Origin of the sequence: Streptomyces sp. NPDC047841 (assembly GCF_040704085.1) — a bacterium.
GTDB classification, from domain to species: Bacteria; Actinomycetota; Actinomycetes; order Streptomycetales; family Streptomycetaceae; genus Streptomyces; species Streptomyces argyrophylli.
This window is the reverse complement of sequence record NZ_JBEYRP010000011.1, coordinates 99413-123406: the sequence shown is the minus strand read 5'-3', so window position 1 is coordinate 123406 and position 23994 is coordinate 99413. Positions and strand designations below refer to the sequence as shown.

Below are 23994 nucleotides of genomic sequence, written 5' to 3'. Positions count from 1 at the left end.
CCGCTTGAGCCAGTGACCTCCGTGATGCTCTCATGGAGGCGTCGATGGCGCTGCGGAACCCCGCGGCGCCTTTTCTGTGCCGGTGTACCCATGCACCCAGGGGAGGGCAGCAGTGCTGAAGAGGATGTTCGTGGCTCCGGACCCGGGACGGGCGCGATTGCGCTTCGCCGCGCGGGCCGTCCTCGGCATCGGACTGGCGGTGGTGGTCTGCGCACTCGCCGGGCACTCCCTCGCCGGCGCGGTCACCGGCGGTCTCGCCGCGCTGCTCGCGCTGTTCACCGTCTCCGATCCGACCGTGCGCGGACAGGCCGTCACCACCGCCCTGCTGCCCGTCGTGGGCGTGCCGGTGCTCGCCGTCGCGGCCGGGCTGCACGCCCACCCCGTCGCCCGCGACCTCACCTTCCTGGCCGTCGTCGGCGCCGGCGTCCACGCCCGCCGGTGGGGGCCGCGCGGGCACAGCCTCGGCGTGTTCGCCTTCATGACGTTCTTCGTGGCCCAGTTCCTGCACGCCGCCCCGGGACAGCTGCCCGAGCTGTACGCCGCCGTCCTGCTCTCCGTGCTCAGCGCGGCCGTCGTGCGCTTCGGCGTGTGGTGCTACGAACGCCGGCTGCCGCCGGCCGCCGTACCGGCCCCGCCCGCCGGGACCGGGCTGGCCCGGGTGACCACCCGGCAGGCCGTCCAGGCCACCGCGGGCGCCGGGTTCGCGCTGGTCGTGGGCCAGCTGGTGTCCGGGCAGCGCTGGTACTGGGCCGTCGGCGCGACATGGTGGATCTTCGTCAACACCACCTCGCGCGGCGAGACACTGGTCCGCGGCTTCCGCCGGGTCCTCGGCACGCTCCTTGGCATCTGCCTGGGCTTCCTGATAGCCGTCCCGGTGCACGGCGCACCCCTGCCCACGGCCGTCCTCGTCGCGGTCGCCGTGTTCGGCATCTTCTACACGGCCGCCGTCTCCTACACCTGGATGATGCTCTGGGTGACCCTGCTCGCCGAGTCCTTGTACGGCCTCCTCGGCGTCCTCGGCCCCGGACTGCTCGCGCTGCGGCTCGTCGAGACCGGTGTCGGGGCGCTCGGCGCCGCGCTCGCCGTCCTGTTCGTGCTGCCGGTCACCACGCACGCCACCACCGACGCCTGGATCCAGCGGGCCCTGCGCTGCGTGCACGCCTGCACGGCCGAGGCCGCCGCCCGCCTCGCCGGCTCCGCCACCGCCGACCCCGCGCCCCGCGTGGCCGAACTGGAGCAGTCGCTCGGCCGGGTCCGGCTCTCGGTGGCGCCGCTGGTGCACCCGCTGAACCCGATGCCGGCGCGCAAGGCGCGGGCGCGCCGGGTCCTGGCGCTGCTCGACGACTGCGCCCGCGAGGTCCGGGGCCTGGTCGCGGTCGCCGCCGACCCGGTGGCCTCCCACGACGCCCGCCTCGCCGCCGCCTGCTGGCGTGTGGAGGCGGCGGTCGAGGCCCTCACCGAAGGCCGTGCCGAGCCCCCGCACCGCCCCGCCGAACCGCCCGCGGAACCCGCCCTGGCGCATCTGCACGGCCTGGAACGCGCCCTCGCCGAACTGGCGGAGCCGCTGCGCACACCGTCGGGCTCCCGGCCGGCCGGGGCGTGAGCCAGGCGGGGCGCACGAGAACCGAGTACGCCCCGCTCCGCAGGGAAGTGCGCCAACTCCCGGAAGAACCACGCCGCGACTCCCGCATCTTGGTCTAGACCTCGCGTGATCGACTGCTACCGTCGGCCCCGGACCGGCTCGACGGCTCGACCGAGAGGGGACAGCGGTGGCACAGGACGGCAGGGCGGGCAGGCGCCGGGCGTTCATCGGATCGTTCACGGCGGCGGGCGGCCCCGGGCTGGTGACCGCGGAGGTCGCACCGGACACCGGGGCACTCACCCTGGTCTCCGCCGTGCAGGACGTACCCGACCCCTCCTACCTGGCCCTGTCACCGGACGGGCACACCCTCTACGCGGTCAGCGAGACGGCCGAGGGCGCCGTCGCCGCCTACCGCGTCACCGGGGGACGGCCGGAACCCGCCGGTCCCCCGGTGCCGGTGGCCGGCAGCGGCCCCACCCACCTCAGCCTGTACGACGGACACGTGCTGACCGCCAACTACGGCTGCGGCAGCGTCACCGCCGTCCCCCTGCGCCCGGACGGCACGCTCGCCGGCCCGCCCTCCGGACGGCTCCAGCACACCGGCTCGGGACCGCACGACCGGCGCCAGCGCGGCCCGCACGCCCACCAGGTGCGGCCCGACCCCAGCGGACGGTGGGCGGTCAGCGTCGACCTCGGAACCGACTCGGTGCGCGTGTGCACCCTCGTGGACGGCAGCCCCGCCGTGCACCGCGAGATCGCCCTGCGCCCCGGCTCCGGGCCGCGCCACCTCGTCTTCCACCCCGACGGCGAGCACGCCTACGTGGTCAACGAGCTGACCCCCACGGTCACGGTGTGCCGCTGGGACGCCGCGGGCGGCTCCCTGAAGCCGCTGACGGAGGTGCCCGTGCTGCCCGGCGCACCCGCCGGCGACGCCTACCCGTCGGGGATCGTCGTCTCACCCGACGGCCGCTTCGTGTGGGTCGCGACCCGCGGCGAGGACGTCCTGTCCGTCCTCGCCGTGGAGACGGACGGGCTGCGGCTGATCCGTACGGTGCCCTGCGGCGGGCGCTGGCCGCGCGCGCTGGCCGAGCACGACGGCTTCCTCTACGCCGCGAACGAGCGCTCCGGCGACGTGACCTGGTTCGCTGTGGACAGGATGACCGGTGTCCCCCGCTACGACGGCTCCGTACGGGTTCCGGCGGCCTCGTGCGTGGTCTTCGGCTGAGTGCGCCGCGGACCGGTGGTGCCGTCGCCCGGCCCGGTGAGGCGGCCGGCGTCCCCGGACGCGCCGACGCCCCGGCCAAGGCGAAGGGCCCGCTCCCGGAGGGGAGCGGGCCCTGTGTCGTACGAGTGCCGAGGGGTCCGGACGCCGGGGGCGTCAGCGGGCCGGTGCGCTCTGCGGCTGCTGCGGGGCGATGCCCAGCGCCGTCGTGTACTTGGCGAGCGCGAGCTTGCCGATCGCCGGGTAGGCACCGAGCGCCTCGGCCGTGGCGCAGCCCACCTCCTCGGCGGCCCCGGCCAGCAGCGCCGGGTCGATCTCCGGGCCGATCAGGTACGGGGCCAGGGCGAGCTGCTGCGAGCCGGCGGAACGCAGCTGCTCGGCCACGGACGCGATGGAGCCCTCCTGGTCCAGGGCCGCCGCCATCACCGGCACGGCCAGGCGCGCGGCGAGCAGCATGCCGGTGATCCCGGCCGCCTGGACGGCCTCCTCGCCGCCCACGGAGGCCAGGATGATGCCGTCCGCCGCGGTGGCCACGGTGAACAGCCGGGCGCGGTCGGCGCGGGCCAGGCCCGCCTCCGACAGCCGCACGTGCAGCGCCTCCGCGAGCAGCGGGTGCGGACCGAGGACATCGGTCAGGTCGGCGGCGACCCGGCTGTCCATCACCGCCTGACGGATCTGCCGCAGCAGCGCGCTGTCCGGGCCGGCCAGCAGCGGGACGACGACGGCGACCGGGCCGTCGGGCTCTTTGATCCCCTCGACCCCGGCGGCGACGGCCTGCTCATACCGCGCGGTGCGCTCCTCGGCGGCGCGCGCCAGCACGGAACGCAGCGCGGGGAACTCGGTGTCGTCCCCGTCCAGGTACCCGATCCGGGCGTCGAGGCCGGGCAGCTCGGAGCGGGCGATGCTCACGACCTCCTCGGCGAGGCTGCGCGTGGTGGTGCTGGGCACACCGGGCACCGCGAGGACGAGCGCGGGCGCGCCCTCGGGAGCCACCAGCGGTTCCGGACGGCGGTGCCGTCCGGGCTGGCGGGGTCGCGGCATTCGTACGGGCAGGCCGGACGCGGGTCCAGTGGGGGAGCTCATGGCGCCGCATGTTACTGGCTTCCTGGTCTCCGCCGTTCGGGGAGGGTGCAGGTGAGCGGTATCCGTCCGGTTTTGTCTGATGAGTTACGCCGGGGAGACGCACCTGCAGGAGGCGCGTGCCCGGCGTATGTGCCGGACGTCGACCGGGAACCGGCACGGAACCGCTGGTCGGAGGCCCCGCCCGGCCGTGCCGGACCGGTCACGGCAGGCGCCAGTCCACCGGTTGTCCGCCCTGCTGGATCAGCAGGTCGTTGGCCCGGCTGAACGGACGCGAGCCGAAGAAGCCGCGGTCGGCCGACATCGGCGAGGGGTGCGCCGACTCCACCGCCGGCAGACGGCCCAGCAGTGGACGCAGATTGCGGGCGTCACGGCCCCACAGGATGGACACCAGCGGCTTGCCGCGTGCCGCGAGGGCCCGGATCGCCTGCTCGGTGACCTCTTCCCAGCCCTTGCCGCGGTGCGCGCCCGGGCTGCGCGGCGCGGTGGTGAGCGCCCTGTTCAGCAGCAGCACGCCCTGCTCGGTCCACGGGGTGAGATCCCCGGTGGACGGCTGGGGCAGCCCCAGGTCGCCGGTCAGTTCACGGAAGATGTTGATCAGGCTGGGCGGCAGCGGGCGCACGTCGGGTGCCACGGAGAACGACAGGCCCACCGCGTGCCCCGGTGTGGGATACGGGTCCTGACCCACGATCAGGACCCGTACCTCGTCGAAGGGTTGCTGGAAGGCCCGCAGGACGTTCGGTCCGGCCGGGAGGTAGGTGCGCCCCGCGGCGATCTCCGCGCGCAGGAAGTCGCCCATCTCGGCGATCCGTCCGGCGACGGGTTCCAGGGCCTTCGCCCAGCCCGGTTCGACGATTTCATGCAAGGGTCGTGGTGCCACGGGCGTCACCCTACTGCCGTACACCCGTCGGCGATCAACCGATGGCCGGATCACGGCAGCGGACGGCGCCCCGCCGCCGTCCGCCTCCGGGGCGGGGCCGGACGGGCGGTCAGCCGATCACCGCCGCCCGTACGCACAGCACGTCCGGCAGGTGCCCGGCCAGCAGTTGCCAGCTGTCACCGTCGTCGTCCGAGGCGTACACCTCGCCGTTGCGGTTGCCGAAGTACACCCCGGCGGGGTCGCGGTCGTCCGTGCACAGGGCGTCCCGCAGGACCGTCCCGTAATGGTCCTCCTCCGGCAGCCCCTTGGACAGCGGCTCCCAGCCGCGGCCCGCGTCGGTCGTCCGGAAGACCCGGCAGCGGCGCCCGGCGGGCACCCGGTCCGCGTCCGCGGCGATCGGGAAGACGTACGCCGTGTCGCCCCGGTGCGGGTGCGCCGCCGCCGCGAAGCCGAACGTCGACGGCAGGCCCTCGCCGATGTCGGTCCAGTGCGCGCCCGCGTCGTCGCTGCGGTACACCCCCCAGTGGTTCTGGAGATACAGACGGTCCGGGGCGGCCGGGTCCCTGGCGATCTTGTGCACGCACTGGCCGAACTCCGGGTTCGGATCCGGCAGGAACACCGCCGACACACCGGAGTTGGACGGCGACCAGCTGGCGCCGCCGTCCGTCGTGCGGAACACGCCCGCCGCGGAGACGGCCACCGTCACGACCCCGGGGTCGCGCGCGTCGGTGAGCACCGTGTGCAGGCACTGGCCGCCCGCGCCCGGCACCCACTGCGGGCGCGAGGGGTGCTCCCACAGCGGCCGGACCAGCTCGAACGTCTCACCGCGGTCCTCCGAGCGGTACAACGCGGCCGGTTCCGCGCCCGCGTACACCACGTCGGGCTCGGCGGCGGACGGGTGCAGCTGCCAGACGCGCTCCAGGGAAGCGCCGGTTTCCTTCGGGAACTTCACGGCGGGCCGTGCCGGTTCGGTCCACGTGCGGCCGAGGTCGTCGGAGTGGAACACCGACGGACCCCAGTGCGCGCTGTCACCGCCCGCCAGCAGTCGGGGCCGGGCGCCCCGGGTGTCGATCGCCACCGAATAGACCGCCTGCGCGTTGAAATACGGGCTCTCGTCGAACTCCCAGGGGCCGTCGCCCCTCCGCCGCGCGATGAACAGGCCTTTGCGGGTGCCCACCGCGAGCAGTACCTCGGTCATGCCGATCACCTCCGGGACGCCGTTGTCCCGATAGCCGATAGATACCGGCCAGTGTGCACCCCACCACTGACACTGCCCCCCGGAATGCGTGTCGGCCCAGGTCACCGCCTGTGTCGCCGGGGTGCGGCCAAGACAGGCCGTCCCGTTCCGGGATGTGCCTGCGCGGAAGGGGTGTCTCGTGCGACCGTCGGGGAGACGGCTCGTCGTGAGCAACGGAGCGGTCTCCCGCGTATGGGAGGGCGGTCCGGCCGGTCGGTGCGCTCGTGAGGAGGATGCCCTTGAAGGCGTTCCGTGGTCCGAAGGTGTGGCTGTGGCGCTGGCGGCGCAACCCGCTCAGACGCCGGGCGGACGTCGTGGAGGCCTGGGTGGTGCTCGGCACCTGTCTGCTGACCGTCCTGGCCGGCGTGCTCGCCGGACTCGCCGCGGCCGGCTCGGTGGAGCACGGACTCGCCCGGGAGCGGGCCACCTCGCGGCCCACCGTGGCCCGGGTCGTCACGCGGGTTCCGGGAAAGTCCCCGGCGCACAGCAGCCATGCCTCCGCCGGGGAACGGGTCTGGGCCGAGGTCCGCTGGACGGCCGCCGACGGCTCCGCCCCCACCGGCCGGGTCCGGGTGGAGCCCGGCAGCAAGTCCGGTACGCCCGTCACCGTCTGGACCGACCCGCGGGGCCGCCTGGTCACCCGGCCCACCACCGCCTCCGAGGCCGCGTTCCGGTTCACCCTCATAGGTCTCCTGGTCGGCGCCGGCACCGCCGCCGTGCCCCTCGTCGCCGGCCTGGCCGTACGCAGTCGTCTGGAACACCGGCGCCTGGAGGCGTGGGACACGGAATGGGCCCGGCTGGGCCCCCAGTGGGGCCGGACGGTCTGACCCCGCGGGGCTACTCCGGCGGGGCCAGACGTCCGGCTGCCGCCGACGGTCCGCTCCACGGCCCGGGGGAGCGAGCCGGGCCGTAGCGCGTCGCGGGGCTCATCGGCCGGCGTCGCGGGGCTCATCGGCCTCGCACGGCGGCCGGACCCGCCCGGCGGTTCCTACCGGCTCATCGGCCTCGCACGGCGGCCGGATCCGTCCGGCGGGTCCTACAGCCCCGCCGGCATGTCCCGGCACCTCCTCAGCGGTCCCTTCAAGGGGAGGCGGGCCGGACCGTAGCGCGTCGCGGGGCTCCTCACCGCGCACGGCGGACCGGCCCGTCCGGCGGCCCTCACAGCCCCGCCAGCACCTCCCGGCACCTCCTCAGCAGTTCCTCGTCGTCCGGGATGTCACGGCTGCCGTACGCGCCCTCGGCGGCCGTGTGCCGGCGGGGGTGGGTCAGTTCGGCGGTGACCAGGTCTCGCAGCGGCGCGGCGGCCGGGCCCATCGTGGTCAGGCACCGGGCGATCGGGACACGGGCGCGGGGGTCCGCCGTCCAGGCGGACCGGAGGACCGGGCGGACCGGTTCGGGGTCCCCGGCGATGCGCCACAGCGCGCACGCGGCCGGTATGCGTTCCCGCACCGGTCCGGACCGGGCGAGGCGGCGCAGCCCGGGCAGCGCCGCGCGCGCGGCGCGGCCCAGCCTGCCGAGCTGCCGGACGGCGGCGCGCCGGGCGCCCGGATCGTCCCGCGCCGACTCCCGCAGCAGGACGGGCAGTACGGCGGTGGCGTCCCCGTCCGCCGACCACAGCGCGCCCGCCGCGGTGGCCGCGTGCCGGGTGCGGAGCAGTCGGCGCAGGAGCGGTGCCGTCTGCCCGGCGGCGCCCAGTTCCGCCAGCGTTTCGATCACCTGGCCGGCGACCGCGTCCCGCGCCCCCAGGCCGTCGGGGGCGCCCGAGAGCAGCCGTACCAGTTCGGGGACGGCCTCCTTGTCGCCGATGGCCCTGATCGCCGTGAGCAGCGGGGTGGCGAGCCGGGCGGCGGCGGGCGAAGCGAGCGGGACGCGGCCGAGGCGGAGTCTCAGCGCGGGGGCCAGCGGAGCCGCGGCCGGGCCCAGGTGCGCCGCTTCGCGGCCCAGCGCGAGGGGCGCCGCCGGACCGGCCAGCAGCTGGGCCAGGGCCGGGACGGCGCGCCGGTCGCCGGTCCTGGCCAGCGCCTTGAGCGGGCCGCCGAGCGAGGGGGAGCCACGCTCCCAGCGGTGCGTCCACAGGTCGGGCCGGGTGCTCACCAGCGCGTGCAGGTCGTCCGCCGCGGGCGCGGCCAGCGTGTACAGCTCCGCCAGGACCGAGACCGCCGCGTCCCGCAGGCGGTCCTGATCGGTGCTCAGCTGGGCGCCCAGCAGCCGGACGGGCGTGCCGTAGGCGCCGCGCCAGCCGCGGAACAGGCTCGCCGACATCCAGACGGCGTTGCACCGGTCCACCGGGTCCGGGCTGGTCAACTGACCGGTGAGCAGGGCGATCCGGTCGTCCACCCGGTCACCGAGCGCGAGGTGCAGGGTGCGCAGCAGGACGGCGCCCTGTTCGTCCGAGGTGCGCAGCCGCCGTATCCGGCGCACCAGGGTGTCCGTGCCGGAGCCTTCCGCGGCCGGCCGGTGCCGCGCGGACCGCTCGTGCAGCAGCCGGACCGCCGTGGGCACCAGGTCGGCGGGGAGCCGGACGGGCGCGTGGAGCGCGAGCTGGCCGAGTGCGGCCAGCCGCGGGCCCGGCGCGTAGGGGGGCGCGCTCTGTTCGGCCAGGAGGTCCAGCGCGCCGTCGGCGAGGGCCGGATGCCGGTGCGCGAACAGGGCGAGCGCCTCCGTCAGGGCCGGCAGGACGTGGTCGTCCCGCTCGGCCGCGAGCCGCCGCCGCAGCAGCCCCAGGACCCGCGCGGGGTCGTCCAGGAAGCGCACCAGGGCCCCGGCCGCCGCCCGGCGCACCGCGGGGTCCGGGTCCCCGGCGAGCGCGACGAAGGCCTCGGCGCCGGCGCGCACCGCCTTCCGGGCCGCGTCCGCCGCAGCCGCAGCGCCCGCGCTCCCGCCGCCCTCCCCGCCGATGCCGACCAGCAGCTCCACGACGCAGCCCCGGTCCGGTACCTCCTCGCGGGCCGCCAGCGCGAACAGGAAGGGCACGCAGGCCGGTGCCGCCTCGTACACCCTCCCCTCGTGGTGCAACGCGTCGTACAGCCCGTCGAGCGCGGTCGCCCGCTCGACGGTGTCGGGGGACGCCAGGGCCCGTAACCACCCGGGCACGTCCTCCGCGCTGCCGTGCGCGTGCCGCAGCGAGGCCCAGTCGACCTCGTCGATCCCCGTGCACACGTGGTCCTCCCTGTCCTCCCCGGACGAGTGACGCCTGACGGGGAGTGTGCACCACGGCACCGACAACGGACCGGAACCGCGCGCTGACTGTGTGCGATCCGCCGTCGGTGACCGGCCACCCGGCGCGACCGCCCGGCACGCGCGCGTGCAGCGGTCAGTCCCGGCCGGGCAGGGCGCGTTCCAGGACGGCGTCGAGGTCGGTTCCCGCGGGCAGGGTGCCGAACGAGTGGCCCCAGTCGCCGTCCAGCCGGCTCGCGCAGAAGGCGTCCGCGACCGGGTGCGGAGCGTGCCGGACGAGCAGGGAGGCCTGGAGCGCCAGCGCCATCCGCTCGACCAGCCGGCGTGCGCCCACCTGATCGGTTCCGGCCACGTCCTGCTTCAGCGCGGCCACGGTCGCGTCGAGCCGGGTGTCCGCCCCGCGCGCGAGGGCGAGTTCGGCGAAGAGCGCCTCGGCGGTGTCCGGTTCGCGGCCGAGGGCGCGCAGCACGTCGAGCGCGTTGACGTTGCCGGAGCCCTCCCAGATCGACAGCAGCGGAGCCTCCCGGTAGTGCCGGGGCATGCCGGAGTCCTCGACGTACCCGTTCCCGCCCAGGCACTCCAGGGCCTCGGCGGTGAAGGCCGGGCCGCGCTTGGTCACCCAGTACTTGCCGACGGCGGTGGCGATGCGCCGGAAGGCCCGCTCCCCGGCGTCCCCGCGCACCGCGCGGTCGGCCGCGCCGGCCAGCCGCAGCGTGAGCGTCGTCGCCGCCTCCGACTCCAGCGCGAGATCGGCCAGGACGTTGCGCATCAGCGGCTGGTCGATCAGCCGGGCGCCGAACGCGCTGCGGTACCGGGCGTGGTGCCCCGCCTCGACCAGCGTCTTGCGCATCAGGGTCGCCGAGGACATCACACAGTCCAGGCGGGTGCAGTTGACCATCTCGATGATGGTCTTCACGCCCCGCCCCTCCGGCCCCACCAGCCAGGCGACGGTCCGGTCGAACTCCGGTTCCGAGGAGGCGTTGGACCGGTTGCCGAGCTTGTCCTTCAGCCGCTGGATGCGGAAGGTGTTGCGGCTGCCGTCCGGCAGGACGCGCGGCACCAGGAAGCAGGACAGCCCGCCCGGGGCCTGCGCGAGCACCAGGAAGACGTCGCACATCGGCGCCGACGTGAACCACTTGTGCCCGCGCAGTGTGTAGACGCCCGCCTCCCCGGTAGGCGTGGCCGTGGTGGTGTTCGTCCGGACGTCGGAGCCGCCCTGCTTCTCGGTCATGCCCATTCCGGCCAGCAGCCCGGGCTTCTCCGTCGGAACGCGCAGCCGGGGATCGTACTCGCGGCTGGTGAGCAGCGGCTCGTACACCTTGGCGAGATCCGGCTGTGCGCGCAGGGCGGGTACGGCGGCGTACGTCATCGAGGTGGGGCAGCCGTGTCCCGCCTCCGTGTGCCCCCACACCAGGCCGCCCGCGGTCCGGGCGACGTGCGCGCCCGGCCGGTCGTCGGCCCACGGGGCGCCGGCCAGGCCCTCGGCGACCGCCGTCCGCATCAGGTGGTGCCAGCTGGGGTGGAACTCCACCTCGTCGACGCGGTGGCCGTAGCGGTCGTGGGTGCGCAGCACCGGCTCGTACCGGTTCGCCAGCTCGCCCCACTCCTGCGCCTCCGCGCTGCCGGCGCGCGCCCCCAGCCGCCGGACGCGCTCCTCGGCCCACCCCGCGCCCTCCCGGCGCAGCCCCTCCAGCAGGGCCGGGTCGTCGGAGGGGTTGTAGGGGGCGAGCGGCGGGGGCTGGTTGGTCACGTCGTGCGTGGCGTACGACGGCTGGGACGGCGAGGGCGGCTGTGACTGTGACTGTGACTGCGTCTGCGTCAGCGACTGCGACTGCTCGGAAATCGAGACCATGACAGCATGTTGCACTCCTCCTGCGGTTGTAGCAATGATGCAACACGAGAACGCACGTACAGTACGGGGCCATGGGCATGAACGTCTCCGCGGAGCCGGACGCGGACGCCGCCGGTCTGCGGCCGCTGTCCGCCCGGTCGGTCGTGCTGAGCCTGCTCCTCGGCGTGCATCCGCCCCAGCTGCCGGTGAAGGACCTGGTCCGGCTGGTGGAGCCGTTCGGGGTCGGCGGCTCCACACTGCGGGCCGCGCTCAGCCGCATGGTGGCCGCCGGCGACCTGCGGCGCGGCGACGCCGTCTACCGGCTCAGCGACCGGCTGCTGGTCCGGCAGCGCCGCCAGGACGAAGCCGTACGGCCCCGCACGCGCGCGTGGGACGGCGACTGGGAGATGGTGGTGGTCACGGCGACCGGCCGCGGCCCCGCCGAACGCGCCGACCTGCGCGCCCGGCTGACCGCCCTGCGCCTGGCCGAACTCCGCGAGGGCGTCTGGCTGCGCCCGGCCAACCTCGACCGCCCCCTGCCGGGGGATGTGCGGCAGGTGGCGCTGACGTGCACCGCGCGCCCCGACGAGCCCCCGCGCGATCTCGCCGCCCGGCTCTGGCCGCTGACCGACTGGGCGGCCACCGCGCGCTCCCTGCTGGCCCGCGCGACCGGGGCCGGCCACCCGGCCGTCCGGCTCACCGCCTACGCGGCGGCCGTCCGTCACCTGCTGACCGACCCGGTCCTGCCGTCCTCGCTGCTGCCCCCCGACTGGCCGGGGGAGGACCTGCGCACGGCCTACGCCGACTACCGGCGGCAACTGGCCACGACCCTGGGCACACCGGAACCGGACGACGCACCCTGACCGCACGGCTCCGCGGGGCCCCGGTGGTGGATCAGCCTGCCGGGGCGCTCCGGGCGAGGCGGGTGTGGCCGGCGGCTGCGTGGAGGACGACCCACGAGACATGGGCCGGCGCGGGCGTCCGGCCTTGCGCTTGCGGGCCTGCGGGGGAGCGGTCTGCCGTGGCGGCTGGGGCGGCGTGGGTGTCCGGGTAGGCGCGGGCGTCCGGTTGAGCGCGCTGTGCACGCACCTGGGGGAACCGCTCGGACGGGGCTCGTGTGCGCGCATGGCCGGGGCGCCCGGTGGCCGGACGGCTCCGCGGAGGTGTGGGCCGGTGCGGGTGTCCGGCTGACCGTGCTGTGCGCGCCATCGGAGACGCGGCTCGGCGGCTCGCGTCCGCGTGCGGCCTCCCGGGGGCGCCGAGGGGCGCGGCTCCCCGCACGCCACCCGGAGGGATCGGCCCGCCTCGGCGGTCCGGGGAAGGCTCGCCTCCCCGCATGGTCAGCGGCCCGGCGGAGGCCCAGAGCGGCGCGGGTCGGCGCACACGCGTCCGGCTCACCGCGCCGCACGCGCCGCACGGGCGCCCGGGGTGACGGTGGCACCCCGGGCGCCCGGCCGGCGATCACTCGCAGCCGGCGATCACTTGTAGGTGATGTCCGAGCTGGAGTACTTGCAGTACGTGCTGTCCGGGCCCGAGCCGTTCGTGGTCGGCTCCTTGCCTGTGTTGTTCCCGGTGTACTTCTGGCAGGGAACGATCTTCTTGCTGCTGTCCCCGACGATGGTGATGTTCCTCAGGGTCGCGCTGTCGCCGTAGTTGGTGTTGATTCCGACGAGCTTGCTGCCCTTGTAGGTCGCCTCGATGCCGCTGAGGTTGATCGTCCGCTTGTACTGCGTCTTGCAGTTGCCGCAGGAGCGGGCGAACGTGCCGAAGTTCTTCACCGCGAAGCCGGAGACGTTCAGCGTGCCGGCGCCGTTGAACTGGAACACCTTGTCGCTGGCCTCCTTCGCCCCGCCGCCGCTGACGGTGTAGACGTTGGACGACGAGGAGCCGAGGAAGGTGGCCGCGTCCTCGCCGACGTCCTCCCACCACACGTTCTGGAGCGTGCAGCTGCCGAGGCAGTGGATGCCGTCCGCGGCGGGGGCGCCGATGATGACGTTCTTGAGGACCGTGCCGGGGGCGAGTTCCAGCAGGGGGCCCTGGTCTTCGTCCTGGCTGTCGCTGCCGAGGTCGCCGGTGCCGTACAGCCGCTTCATCCCGTAGTCCTTGGTGCCGGACACGGAGATCGTGGCGGAGACGGCCTGGCTCCCGTTGGCGCTGGGCCAGGTGGCGGCACCCGCCGGTGCGTCCGATGTCATGATCATGCCAAGCGTCAGTCCGAGGGTGGCCAGGCCGCCCAGCAGACCGCGCGCGCGTGCTGATGAGGTCATGTCCCGAATGCCTTCTTCCGAGTGGGGGTCAGATCTTCCCCGCGCCCGCGCCCGACGTCACCGAAGCGACGACCCCGGAGGCGGGTTCGGCCGTGTAGCCGTACGGCGGGGTGGTGAAGGTGCCGCCCTGTGAGATCTCGGTGGCGGCTCCGCCGAGGTCGTTGCCGCGCAGGACGGCGTATCCGTCGACGTCGCTGTCCCGGCTGGTGGTGACGGCGACCTGGGTGTCACGGAAGACGTTGTTCTCGACGAGCATCTGCGCGCCCATGCGGGAGTGCACGGCGGTCTCCGCGCCGACCACGTAGTTGTCGTAGAAGTGCCCCGTGCCGAAACGCAGGCTGGGGATGCGGGAGTTGACGTTGGCGAACCAGTTGTGGTGGTACGTCACCCGCAGGTGTCCGGTGTCCTCGGCCGCGTTGTTGTCGCTGTGGCCGACCAGCGAGCCCTTGTAGTGGTCCTTGAAGACGTTCCAGGACACCGTAACCTGGTCGGAGCCGTGGGTGATGTCGACCAGGCCGTCGTAGTAGTCCTTGCCGTGGTCGCGGTCGGAGGACAGCGTGTTGTGGTCGATCCACACCTTCGTGGAGGCCTGCACGGTCAGGGCGTCCGTCTTGACGGCCTTGCTGATGTTCAGGTTGCGGATGACGACGTTGCCGACCTTCTTCAGGCGCAGTCCGCCGCCGGTGAAGCCGGAGGACGAACCGACGCCCAGCACGGTGGTGTTGGAGCCGATGTCGACCTGGCCGCTCAGCGCGATCAGGCCGTTCACCTTCACCACCTTCGCGGAACCGCCGGTCACGGCCGCCTTGAAGGCGTCCAGGGTGGAGACCGTCACCGCGGGGGCGCTGCCGCCGCCGGTCGTGCCGGCGCCGTAGCCGACCGGCGCGGACTCGGCGGCACCGGCCGGCTGCGGCAGGGCGAGGACGGCCGCAGCCGCCACGGCGACGGCCGTTCCGGCCGCGCCGGTAACTCCTTTGATGCGCATGCGGGTGCGTCCCTTCTCTATGGGGGAGGGTTTGTGTACGTGAATGCTGTACGTCACGCGGAACGCATGTGCGGGTTCGATGGCCGTCGACAGCCGCTTCGGGCGTCGATCGGTCACGCTGATGAACGGACCGTAGAGTGCAAGCGCTTTCTAGTCAACAGGTCGCGCAGCGCGGTTCCGGTCACCGGGAAAAGCCGTGGGAGCGCTTCCATGAATTGCGTGTCCATGCCACGATGCCGGGTGTTCCTCGCACGACGCGCACGCAGCGCGCCCTCGCACGAGCCGCGATCCGAAGGGACAAGTGACGTGCCCCCCACACCGCACCGCTCACCGCACCGTTCGACAACCGGTCTCCGCAAGGCACTTGTCACCCTCCTGGGTGCTCTCCTGCCGCTCATGGCGGTCCTGGCCCTCGCCTCGCCCCCGGCCACGGCCCGGGAGCGGGCCGTCCCCACGGCCGCCCTCACGGAGGTCACCGGCTTCGGCGCCAACCCCAGCGACCTCCGGATGTACCTCTACGTGCCGGACGACGTCACCGCCCACCCGGCGGTCGTGGTGGCCGTGCACTGGTGCGGCGGTTCCGCCTCCGCGATGTACTCCGGCACCGAATGGGCCTCGCTGGCCGACCGGTACGGGTTCGTCGTCGTGTACCCGTCGGTGACCCGCGGCAGCAAGTGCTTCGACGTCTCCTCCCCGCAGGCGCTCCGCCGCGACGGCGGCAGCGACCCCGTCGGCATCCGGTCCATGGTCGACTGGACGGCCCGCGCCTACGCCGCCGACACCGGCCGGATCTTCGTCACCGGCATCTCCTCCGGCGCCATGATGACCAACGTCCTGCTCGGCGACTACCCGGACGTGTTCGCCGCGGGCGCCGCCTTCTCCGGAGTCCCCTTCGGCTGCTTCGCCACCACCGACGGCTCCGAGTGGAACAGCGCCTGCTCCGGCGGCACCGTCACCCACACCCCGCAGGAATGGGGCGACCTGGTGCGCGCCGCCTACCCCGGCTACACCGGTCCCCGCCCGCGGATGCAGCTGTGGCACGGCACCGCCGACGACACCCTGCGCTACCCGGACTTCGGGGAGGAGGTCAAGCAGTGGACGAACGTGCTCGGTGTGGGCCAGACCCCGGCCGTGACCGACACCCCCGTCTCCGGCTGGACCCGCACCCGCTACGGCGCCACCGGTGACCGGGCCCCCGTGGAGGCGATCAGCCTCCAGGGCGTCGGCCACAACCTCTACGGCCCCGGCATGGCCTCCCGGGCACTGGCCTTCTTCGGAATCGACGGCGGCACCACCACGCCGCAACCGCCCGCCGGCGCCTGCGCGGTAACGGCGGGCGTCAGCGCCTGGAACACCGGTCTGACCGCCTCCGTGACCGTGACCAACACCGGTACGACCGCGCTGAACGGCTGGAAGCTCGGCTTCACCCTCCCGGCCGGCCAGACCATCACCAACGGCTGGAACGCCACCTACAGCCCGGCCTCCGGCGCCGTGACGGCGACCAACACGCCGTACAACGCCACCCTCGCCCCCGGCGCGAGCGTGACCATCGGCTACCAGGCCACGCACACCGGCAACAGCGCGGCACCGGCCGCGTACACCCTCAACGGCAGTACGTGCACGGTCGGTCGATGACCCGGGCGCGCGCCGGAGCGGCATGAGCCCCAGGTGCGCGCCCCTGCGCACCCGCGCCCCGGACAGCCCCTCGCGTCACCCCGCACATCCCGCACCCGTCGTCGCCCCGCACCCCCGGAAGGTCTCCGTGAAGCCGCCCAGCAGAACACCGCTCGCCACCGTCCTCGGCACCTGCGTCCTGGTCCTCGCCCTCGCCGTGACGGCCTCGGCGCTCACAGCGCTGGTCAAGCGGGCGGCTGCGGCCACCCCCGCGGCGGGCCCCGGCCGGCACTGGGTGAACACCTGGACCGGCATGCCCCAGCTGACCGAGCCCGCCAACCTGCCGCCCGCGCCGTACACCGGTGAGAAGTCGGTGCTCGCCGACACCACCCTGCGGCAGACGGTGCGCGTCACCGCCGGCGGCCCCCGCGTCCGGCTGCGGTTCTCCAACGCGTACGGCGACACCCCGCTGCCGCTGACCGCCGTCACCGTCGCCCTGCCCCGCGACGGCAGGGCCGGGGTCAGCGCGGTCGAACCCGGGACCCTGCGCCGGGTCACCTTCGCCGGCCGGGACTCCACGACCGTCCCGGTGGGCGCCCAGATGGTCTCCGACCCCCTCGACTTCGAGCTGCGCGCCGGGTCCGAGCTGACGGTGACGGCGTACACCGCGCGCGGCCAGGCGTCGCTCGCGCTCACCTCCCATCCCGGCTCACGCACCACGTCGTACCTGACGCACGGCGACCACACACGCGACCAGGACCTCCCGGGCGCGACCGCCGTCGACCACTGGTACCTGCTCAGCGACGTCGAGGTGCTGGCGCCCGGCCGTACCGAGGCGGTCGCCCTGGTCGGCGACTCCCTCACCGACGGACGCGGCTCCACCACCAACGGCAACGACCGCTGGCCCGACCAGTTCTACGACCGCCTGCGCCGCGACCCGGCCACCTCGGACATCGCCGTCCTCAACCAGGCGGCCGGCGGCAACCGCGTCCTCGACGACGGGCTCGGCCCCAACGTGCTCGCCCGCCTCGACCGGGACGTCCTGTCCCGCAGCGGCGTGGCCTGGCTGGTCCTCTTCGAGGGCGTCAACGACATCGGCACCGCCGACGCCACCCCCGAGGCACAGCGCGCGGTCACCGACGACCTGATCGCCGGGTACCGGCAGATCGTCGTCCGCGCCCACGCCCAGGGCATACGGGTCTACGGCGCGACCCTCACCCCGTTCGGCGGCAGCACCCCGTACGACGATCCGGCGGGCGAGCGGGAGGCCGCCCGGCAGCGCGTCAACGCCTGGATCCGCACCCCCGGCCACTTCGACGCGGTGATCGACTTCGACCGGGCGGTACGGGACCCCGGGGCGCCGGACCGGCTCCGGCCCGCGCTGCACGCCGGGGACTGGCTGCACCTCAACCCCGAGGGGTACGGCGTCCTCGCCGCGGCCGTGCCGGCGGCGCTGTTCCGGCGCGCCTCCTGACGGGCGGGGCGGGTGGCGCTCAGGGGATTCGTGGCATTTCCTTGGAAAAGGTGGTTTCCCTACGAAAAGAGGGGATGACCAGCATGGTCGCGGGCACTCGGTGGGGCAGGCAAGACGATCTCACCCGAGGAGAGTCATGGCTGAGCAGAAGTCGTCGGCCCTCACGGCGCCCCTGCGCGGCGCGGCCTCGGTACTGCGCAGGGTGCCCGGCGCCGGAACGGTGACCAGGGCCGCCGAGGAAACACTGGACAAAGTCGGCGCGGTCTCGCCCCGCGGCCGGCGCATGGCGGTCTACGCGGGAGCAGGGGTGCTCGGCGCCGCGGGCGTGGTGGAGTGGCCCGTGGCCCTCACCGGCGCGGCGGTGGCCTGGCTCACCCAGCCCCGGCCCCCGCAGCCGGCGGGCACCGGGGAGGCGGCCCCGGCCGCGGAACCGGCGCACGACCTGGGCACCGCGGCCCTCAGGGCCGGCGGCGGGAGCCCCGAGCCCGGCCAGGCGGCCGGCGCCGGGACCCCCGCGGACACCCCGGCACCGGCCGGCACCGTGACGCCGGGGCCGGTCAAGCAGCCCGGTCACACGGCGGAACCGAGCCCGCCCGAGGCCTCCCACGGTGCTCGCGCGTCCGCGGGCCGGACGTCCTCCGGTCCCCTCGGACCCACCGCGCGCCCCGATCGCACCACGCTCTGAGGAGGGCATGTGCCCGGTCTGCTGACAGCGCCGTCGTCCGCCGTCCGCCGGCTGTCGGCGGCGCCACGCCTGCTCGCGCGGGCGGCGGCACCGGCGGCCGGACTGGCCGCCGGTGCCGCTGCCGGAACCGCGCGCGCCGGCGTACGCGGCCTTGGCGCCGCCGCGCGTGTGGGCCGGGTGGCGCGCTACGCGCTGCCCGGCTCCGGTGACCACTGGCGGTCCGGCGCCCGCACCCACCTGGCGGTACGGCCGCTGGAACAGGCGCGGGCGCGGTGCGCGGGCGGCACGGAGCACCTGGCGCGCCGGATGGCCGAGGCGCTGGCGGACCACCCCGACGTCCTCGTCGCCTACTGGGACGAGGGACTCGCCCGCCTGGTGGTGACCGCGACCGGGGAGGAGGCCGTCGACCGCGTCCTGGACCACGCGGCCGGCCTCGCCGAGCGGCACGGGCTCGTCCTGGCGGACGGAGACGTGGACGAGACCACGCATCCGGCCGACCCGGCCGGAGTGCGCGCCGCGCTGGCCACGCTCGCCGTCGACGGCGCCGGGATCGCGGTGGCGCTGACCGCGTACGCGCTGCGGCTGCCGCCCTCGCCCCGGGTGGCGACCGCGGTCGTGACCCTCCTGCGGGAGAACCCGCGTTTCCGCGCGTGGCTGCGCGCCCGGCTCGGCGACACCGGCATGGACCTCCTGCTGACCTGCGCCAACGCCGCCGTGCACGGCGCCGGCCAGACCCCCACCTCCCTGGTGCTCGACGGCGCCCTGCGGGCCTGCCAGGTGGCCGAGACGGTGGCCCGCTCGGCCGCCTTCGACACGGTGCACGACCAGCTGTGCGCCCCCGGCCGCGTCAGCCTCGCCGCGCAGGGCCCGCCGCGCCCGCCGCTGCGCGTCTCCCCGGCCCAGGAGTACGCGGCCCACGCCTCCGCCGGCAGCCTCCTGGGCGCGGCGGCCACCCTCCTGGTCAAGCACGACGGCGCCGAGGCGGCCGAAGCGGTGCTGGCCGGCTCCCCGAAGGCCGCCCGCTACGGTCCCGCCGCCTTCCACGCCGTGCTCAGCGCCGCCCTGGCCCGCACCGGCGTGCTGGTCCGCGCCCCCGAGCGGCTGCGCCAGCTGGAGATGGCCGGCACGGTCGTCCTGCACCCCAGCGCGCTGCGCACCGCGGACGGCGAGGCCGACCCGTGGACCGAACCGGTGCTGGACGCGGCCCGCCGGGCCGGACTCCGGGTGGTCCTCGTGGACGACCCGGCCCTGGAGGACTTCACCGGCCTCGCCGACCAGGTCGTCGACGCACGCCGGCCGCTGGACGACGTCGTGTACGAGGCGCGGGGCGACGAGGGCGCCGTCCTGGTGGTCGCCCGGGTCCGCACGGCCGACGAGCACGACGTCCTGGGCGCCCTGCGGGCCGCCGATGTCGCGCTCGCCCTGACCGACCGGGACGGGGCGGTGGTCTGGGGCGCGGACCTCCTCGCGCTGCACGGCCTGCCCGACGTGTGGCGGGTGCTGACCGCGGTGCCGGCCGCCCGCCGGGTCGGGCACCGGGCGCAGACCCTGGCCCGCTCCGGTGCCGCGCTGTCCGGGCTGCTCGTCGCCGTCGGCGAGTCCGGCGGCGGCCGCGGCCGCCGGTCCCTGCTGCCGGGGCTCCGGCACGCACCCGTCGACGCCGGCGCCGCCCTGGCCCTGCTGTCCGGGATGCGTTCCGCACTGGGCGTGGCGACGGCCCGCGCCCCGCATCCGCGGCCCCGGGTGCACTGGCACGAGCTGGACGCGGACCAGGCCCGGGACCGGCTGGCCCGCGAACCGGCCGCCGAGAGCGGCCGGTCCGACACGCCGGCCGCCCGGATGCGCAAGGCGGCCGAGGGCATCGGCCGGCATCCGGCCGCCGCGCCCGCCCGCTGGACCTACCGGCTCGGCCGCGCCGTCCGCAGCGAACTCCAGGACCCGCTCACCCCGGTCCTGGCGGTCGGTTCGGCCGCGTCGGCGATCCTCGGCTCGGTCATGGACGCGCTGCTCGTCGTCGGCGCCCTCGACCTGAACGCCCTCGTCGGCGGCATCCAGCGGCTGCGGGCGGAGCGGGCCCTGTCCGGGCTGGTCGCGGAGCAGAAGCAGAGGGCGCGCCTGGTACCGCCGGAGACCGAGGCCCCGGCCGGCGCCACCCGCACCGTGGAGGCGGGCAAGCTCATGCCGGGCGACGTGATCCAGCTCAAGACGGACGACGTGGTCCCCGCCGACGCCCGGCTGCTGTGGCAGGAGGGCCTGGAGGTGGACGAGTCCGCCCTGACCGGGGAGTCGCTGCCGGTGGAGAAGCGGACCGCTCCCACTCCGCACGCCGCGGTGGCCGACCGGCGGTGCATGGTCTTCGAGGGCACGACCGTGGTGGCGGGCGAGGCCCGGGCCATCGTCGTCGACACCGGCGACCGCACCGAGGCCGCCCGCGCCGTCCACCTCGCCGCCCGCACGCCCCCGGCCGGCGGCGTCCAGGCCAGGCTCCAGGAACTCACCCGCAAGGCGCTGCCGCTGACCCTGGCGGGCGGCGCCGCGGTGACCGGGCTGGCGCTGCTGCGCGGCACCCCGATCCGCGAGGCGGTCAGCGGCGGGGTGGCGGTGGCCGTGGCGGCCGTGCCGGAGGGGTTGCCGCTGGTGGCGACGGTGGCGCAGCTCGCCGCCGCCCGGCGGCTGAGCCGTGGCGGCGTCCTGGTGCGCACCCCGCGCACCCTGGAGGCGCTGGGCCGGATGGACACCATCTGCTTCGACAAGACCGGCACGCTCACCGAGAACCGGCTGCGGCTGGTGCGCACCTCCGACGCCGGGGGCACGGTCCACGCGGTGGACGACGCCGGCTCCGAGGAGACGATCCGCATTGCCGCGCGGGCCTGCCCGCGGCTGAACGGCGGCTCCGGCCGGCCGGTGCACGCCACCGACGAGGCCGTGCTGGCCGCGGCACCGCCCGACCCCGGCTGGACCCAGCTCGCCGACCTGCCGTTCGAGGCCGCGCGCGGCTACGCCGCCGGCGTCGGCCGGAGCGGGGACGGCCCGGCGGTCCTGGTGGTCAAGGGCGCCCCGGAGACCGTGCTGCCCGCCTGCACCGGGCTGCCGGCGCACGCCTCCGAGTCCGCGCACACGCTGGCCGGGTCCGGGCTGCGGGTCCTGGCGGTGGCCGAACGGCGGCTCGACGCGGCGGAGCAGGAGTCGGACGTCCCCGAACAGCCCCTCCACGACCTGGAGTTCATCGGCCTGCTGGCCCTGTCCGACGTACCCCGCGAGACCTCCACGGCGCTGGTGAACGGGCTGAACGGCGCGGGCGTACGACCGGTCATGCTCACCGGCGACCACCCGCAGACCGCGCGGGCCATCGCCGCCGACCTTGGCTGGCCGGAGGACACCGTGGTGGTCACCGGCGACGAGCTGGCCGCGGCCGACCGCGCGTCCCGGGCCCGGATGCTGCGGGACGCGGGCGTGGTGGCCCGGGTGGCGCCCGAGCAGAAGCTCCAGGTCGTGGAGGCACTGCGGGACGCGGGCCGGGTGGTCGGCATGGTCGGGGACGGCGCCAACGACGCCGCGGCCATCCGCGCCGCCGACATCGGCGTCGGCATCAACGCGCGCGGATCGGCCGCCGCGCGCAACGCCGCGGACATCGTGCTGACCGACGACGACCTGACGGTGCTGATCGACGCCGTCGGCGAGGGCCGCGCGCTGTGGCACAGCGTGGCCGACGCGATCGCCATCCTGATCGGCGGCAACGCGGGCGAGGTCGGGTTCGGCATCCTCGGCACGCTGCTGTCCGGCCGGGCGCCGCTGTCCACCCGGCAGATGCTCATGGTGAACCTCTTCACCGACCTGTTCCCGTCGATGGCGGTGGCGGTGACCGAGAAGGAGGGCGAGGCGGACCTGGGGCACGTGGAGGAGGCCGCCGGAGTGCTGGGCGACCCCCTGCTGCGGCAGATCCGGCACCGGGCCCTGACCACCTGCCTGGGCGCGCTCACGGCCTGGCTGATCGGCCGCTTCACGCCGGGCACCGCCCGTCGCTCCGGCACCATGGCGCTGTGCGGGGTGGTGGGCACCCAGCTCGTGCAGACGCTCCTCGACCGGCGGGACAGCCGCCTGGTGCAGATCACCTCGCTGGGCTCCGCGCTGGCCCTGGTGGCCGTGGTCCAGACCCCGGGCATCAGCCGGGTCTTCGGCTGCACCCCGCTCGGCCCGGTCGCCTGGGCGGGTGTCGTGGCCGCGATCGCCCTCGCCCTGGCGGGCCAGCGCGCCCTGCCGGGGCTGGAACGGGCCGTCGTGCGGCTGCTGCCGGACTGAAGCGCGTCGCCGGGCCGGGGGGGGGCGGCCCGGCGTACCGGCTCAGACCGAACGGTGGTACTGGTCCGGGACCCGGACCTGAGCCTCCAGCTCACGTGCCGCGTGACGGGCCCAGGACGGGTTGCGCAGCAGTTCCCGGCCGAGCAGGACCGCGTCCGCCTCGCCGTTCGCCACGATCTTCTCGGCCTGCCCGGGCTCGGTGATCAGGCCCACCGCGGCGACCGGCATCGGCGTCTCGGCCTTCACCCGGGCGGCGAACGGGACCTGGTAGCCCGGCCCGGTGGGGATGCTGACGCCGGCGGCGTTCCCGCCGGTGGAGACGTCGAGCAGGTCGACGCCGTGGGCGTGCAGGTCGCGGGCGAGGCGGACCGTGTCCTCGGGGGTCCAGCCGCCGTCCTGGAGCCAGTCGGTGGCCGAGACGCGGAAGAAGACCGGCTTGTCCGCGGGCCACACCTCCCGTACGGCGTCCACGACCTCGAGGGCGAACCGGGTGCGGTTCTCGTACGAGCCGCCGTAGGCGTCGGTGCGGTGGTTGGAGTGCGGGGAGAGGAACTCGTTGACGAGATAGCCGTGGGCACCGTGGATCTCGACGGCCTGGAACCCCGCGGCGAGCGCCCGGCGCGCGGCGGCGGCGAACTGCCCGGTGATCTCGGCGATCTGGTCCGCCGTCAACTCGGTCGGCACCGGGTGGCGTGCGTCGAACGGCAGCGGGCTCGGGGCGAGCGGCTGCCAGCCGTGCGCCTCGGGCCCGACGGGCGCACCGCCCTTCCACGGCCGGTCGGTGGACGCCTTGCGGCCGCTGTGGCCGATCTGGACCGCCGGCACGGTGCCCTGTGCGGTGAGGAAGCGGGTGATCCGGCGGAAGGCCTCCACCTGGGTGTCGTTCCACAGCCCGAGGTCGTACGGGGAGATCCGGCCCTCGGGCGATACCGCGGTGGCCTCCACCACGATCAGGCCGGTGCCGCCGGCGGCCCGCGCCGCGTAGTGCGCGAAGTGCCAGTCGTTCGGAGCGCCGGCGAGCGGGCCCTCCGGGTCGGCCGAGTACTGGCACATCGGGGGCATCCACACCCGGTTCGGGATGGTCACTTCGCGCAGGGTGATGGGCTCGAAGAGCGCACTCACGACGGACTCCATTCGTCACGGACCGCTGATCGGTTCGTACGGTACCCCTCGTACTACGATGGATGTCAAACTACGATGGATCTCGTACAATGCGGGCAGTCGAGCATCTTGTGAGGAAGGGGCAGTCGCCGTGACCGACACCGCCACCGCCGGCCGCGCGCTGCCGCATCCGGCGCGGGAGCAGATCCGGCTGGAGTCCGTGCTGCACGCGCTCTCCGATCCGATGCGGCTCCGGATCGTGCGCGAACTCGCGGTGCAGGGAACTGAGTTGTCCTGTTCGCAGTTCGACCTGCCGGTCACCAAGTCCACCAGTACGCACCACTTCCGGGTGCTGCGGGAGAGCGGGGTCATCCGGCAGGTCTACCGGGGCACGGCCAAGATGAACGGCCTGCGCCGCGACGATCTGGACGGCCTCTTCCCGGGGCTGCTCGACAGCCTCCTCACCGCCGCCGACCGTCAGTCCGGCCGGCTCCGCGCCGACGGCTGAACCGCGCCCCACCGCGAGGTGGTCCAAGAGCGGGCACGTGCTCGCGACGTAC

Annotated in this window: 17 protein-coding genes; 9 read left to right on the top strand and 8 right to left on the bottom strand. The window is 75.1% G+C overall.

Annotated elements, in window-relative coordinates; all coding sequences use genetic code 11:
• The first annotated feature begins 112 nt into the window (after nucleotides 1–112).
• Nucleotides 113–1603: an FUSC family protein gene (locus AB0947_RS19680; RefSeq protein ID WP_366751601.1), complete on the top strand. Its 1491-nt coding sequence runs from the start codon at nucleotides 113–115 to the stop codon at nucleotides 1601–1603.
• A gap of 166 nt (nucleotides 1604–1769) precedes the next feature.
• Nucleotides 1770–2807 (top strand): lactonase family protein, encoded by a 1038-nt coding sequence (locus AB0947_RS19675; protein WP_366751600.1) that lies wholly within the window; start codon nucleotides 1770–1772, stop codon nucleotides 2805–2807.
• A 153-nt stretch (nucleotides 2808–2960) separates the two neighbouring features.
• Here the strand turns inward: AB0947_RS19675 and AB0947_RS19670 are convergent, their stop codons facing one another.
• From AB0947_RS19670 to AB0947_RS19660, 3 genes are all read right to left on the bottom strand, one after another.
• A complete protein-coding gene (locus AB0947_RS19670; RefSeq protein ID WP_366751599.1) occupies nucleotides 2961–3887 on the bottom strand; it encodes a hypothetical protein in 927 nt (308 codons plus the stop codon).
• Nucleotides 3888–4086: 199 nt separating this feature from the next.
• Nucleotides 4087–4764, bottom strand: a complete 678-nt coding sequence (locus AB0947_RS19665; RefSeq protein WP_171158729.1) for a uracil-DNA glycosylase — start codon at nucleotides 4762–4764, stop codon at nucleotides 4087–4089.
• A gap of 109 nt (nucleotides 4765–4873) precedes the next feature.
• Nucleotides 4874–5962 carry an exo-alpha-sialidase gene (locus AB0947_RS19660; protein ID WP_366751598.1) on the bottom strand — a complete coding sequence of 363 codons (1089 nt, stop codon included), beginning with the start codon at nucleotides 5960–5962 and terminating at the stop codon, nucleotides 4874–4876.
• Nucleotides 5963–6234: 272 nt separating this feature from the next.
• On the opposite strand from AB0947_RS19660, the gene AB0947_RS19655 reads away from it, so the two are divergent.
• Nucleotides 6235–6828, top strand: a complete 594-nt coding sequence (locus AB0947_RS19655) for a hypothetical protein (RefSeq protein ID WP_366751597.1) — start codon at nucleotides 6235–6237, stop codon at nucleotides 6826–6828.
• 331 nt (nucleotides 6829–7159) lie between these two features.
• Here the strand turns inward: AB0947_RS19655 and AB0947_RS19650 are convergent, their stop codons facing one another.
• Both AB0947_RS19650 and AB0947_RS19645 read right to left on the bottom strand, forming a co-directional pair.
• The gene (locus AB0947_RS19650) at nucleotides 7160–9160 is read right to left on the bottom strand and encodes a HEAT repeat domain-containing protein (RefSeq protein WP_366751596.1); all 2001 of its coding nucleotides are present in this window, start codon (nucleotides 9158–9160) and stop codon (nucleotides 7160–7162) included.
• Nucleotides 9161–9314: 154 nt separating this feature from the next.
• Nucleotides 9315–11030, bottom strand: coding sequence for an acyl-CoA dehydrogenase family protein (locus tag AB0947_RS19645; RefSeq protein WP_366751595.1), 1716 nt, complete (start codon nucleotides 11028–11030; stop codon nucleotides 9315–9317).
• A 71-nt stretch (nucleotides 11031–11101) separates the two neighbouring features.
• Between AB0947_RS19645 and AB0947_RS19640 the strand changes: the two genes are divergently transcribed.
• Nucleotides 11102–11872 (top strand): PaaX family transcriptional regulator C-terminal domain-containing protein, encoded by a 771-nt coding sequence (locus AB0947_RS19640; RefSeq protein WP_366751594.1) that lies wholly within the window; start codon nucleotides 11102–11104, stop codon nucleotides 11870–11872.
• 615 nt (nucleotides 11873–12487) lie between these two features.
• Here AB0947_RS19640 and AB0947_RS19635 read toward each other — a convergent pair.
• Together AB0947_RS19635 and AB0947_RS19630 are read right to left on the bottom strand one after the other, a co-directional pair.
• Nucleotides 12488–13276, bottom strand: a complete 789-nt coding sequence (locus tag AB0947_RS19635; RefSeq protein ID WP_366751593.1) for a pectate lyase — start codon at nucleotides 13274–13276, stop codon at nucleotides 12488–12490.
• 28 nt (nucleotides 13277–13304) lie between these two features.
• The gene (locus AB0947_RS19630; RefSeq protein WP_366751592.1) at nucleotides 13305–14261 is read right to left on the bottom strand and encodes a pectate lyase; all 957 of its coding nucleotides are present in this window, start codon (nucleotides 14259–14261) and stop codon (nucleotides 13305–13307) included.
• A 396-nt stretch (nucleotides 14262–14657) separates the two neighbouring features.
• Here AB0947_RS19630 and AB0947_RS19625 point away from each other — a divergent pair, with 396 nt between their 5' ends.
• The 4 genes from AB0947_RS19625 (at nucleotide 14658) to AB0947_RS19610 (ending at nucleotide 22333) form a co-directional block, all read left to right on the top strand.
• Nucleotides 14658–15896, top strand: coding sequence for a PHB depolymerase family esterase (locus AB0947_RS19625; RefSeq protein ID WP_366751591.1), 1239 nt, complete (start codon nucleotides 14658–14660; stop codon nucleotides 15894–15896).
• A gap of 127 nt (nucleotides 15897–16023) precedes the next feature.
• Nucleotides 16024–17349, top strand: coding sequence for an SGNH/GDSL hydrolase family protein (locus AB0947_RS19620; RefSeq protein ID WP_366751802.1), 1326 nt, complete (start codon nucleotides 16024–16026; stop codon nucleotides 17347–17349).
• A 136-nt stretch (nucleotides 17350–17485) separates the two neighbouring features.
• Nucleotides 17486–18034, top strand: coding sequence for a hypothetical protein (locus AB0947_RS19615; RefSeq protein ID WP_366751590.1), 549 nt, complete (start codon nucleotides 17486–17488; stop codon nucleotides 18032–18034).
• A 9-nt stretch (nucleotides 18035–18043) separates the two neighbouring features.
• The gene (locus tag AB0947_RS19610) at nucleotides 18044–22333 is read left to right on the top strand and encodes a cation-translocating P-type ATPase (protein WP_366751589.1); all 4290 of its coding nucleotides are present in this window, start codon (nucleotides 18044–18046) and stop codon (nucleotides 22331–22333) included.
• Between the two features lie 42 nt (nucleotides 22334–22375).
• Here AB0947_RS19610 and AB0947_RS19605 read toward each other — a convergent pair whose 3' ends face one another.
• On the bottom strand, nucleotides 22376–23455 hold the full coding sequence (locus tag AB0947_RS19605) for an NADH:flavin oxidoreductase/NADH oxidase (protein ID WP_366751588.1): 1080 nt from the start codon (nucleotides 23453–23455) through the stop codon (nucleotides 22376–22378).
• Nucleotides 23456–23585: 130 nt separating this feature from the next.
• Here AB0947_RS19605 and AB0947_RS19600 point away from each other — a divergent pair, with 130 nt between their 5' ends.
• Nucleotides 23586–23942 carry a helix-turn-helix transcriptional regulator gene (locus AB0947_RS19600; RefSeq protein WP_366751587.1) on the top strand — a complete coding sequence of 119 codons (357 nt, stop codon included), beginning with the start codon at nucleotides 23586–23588 and terminating at the stop codon, nucleotides 23940–23942.
• Nucleotides 23943–23994: the final 52 nt, after the last annotated feature.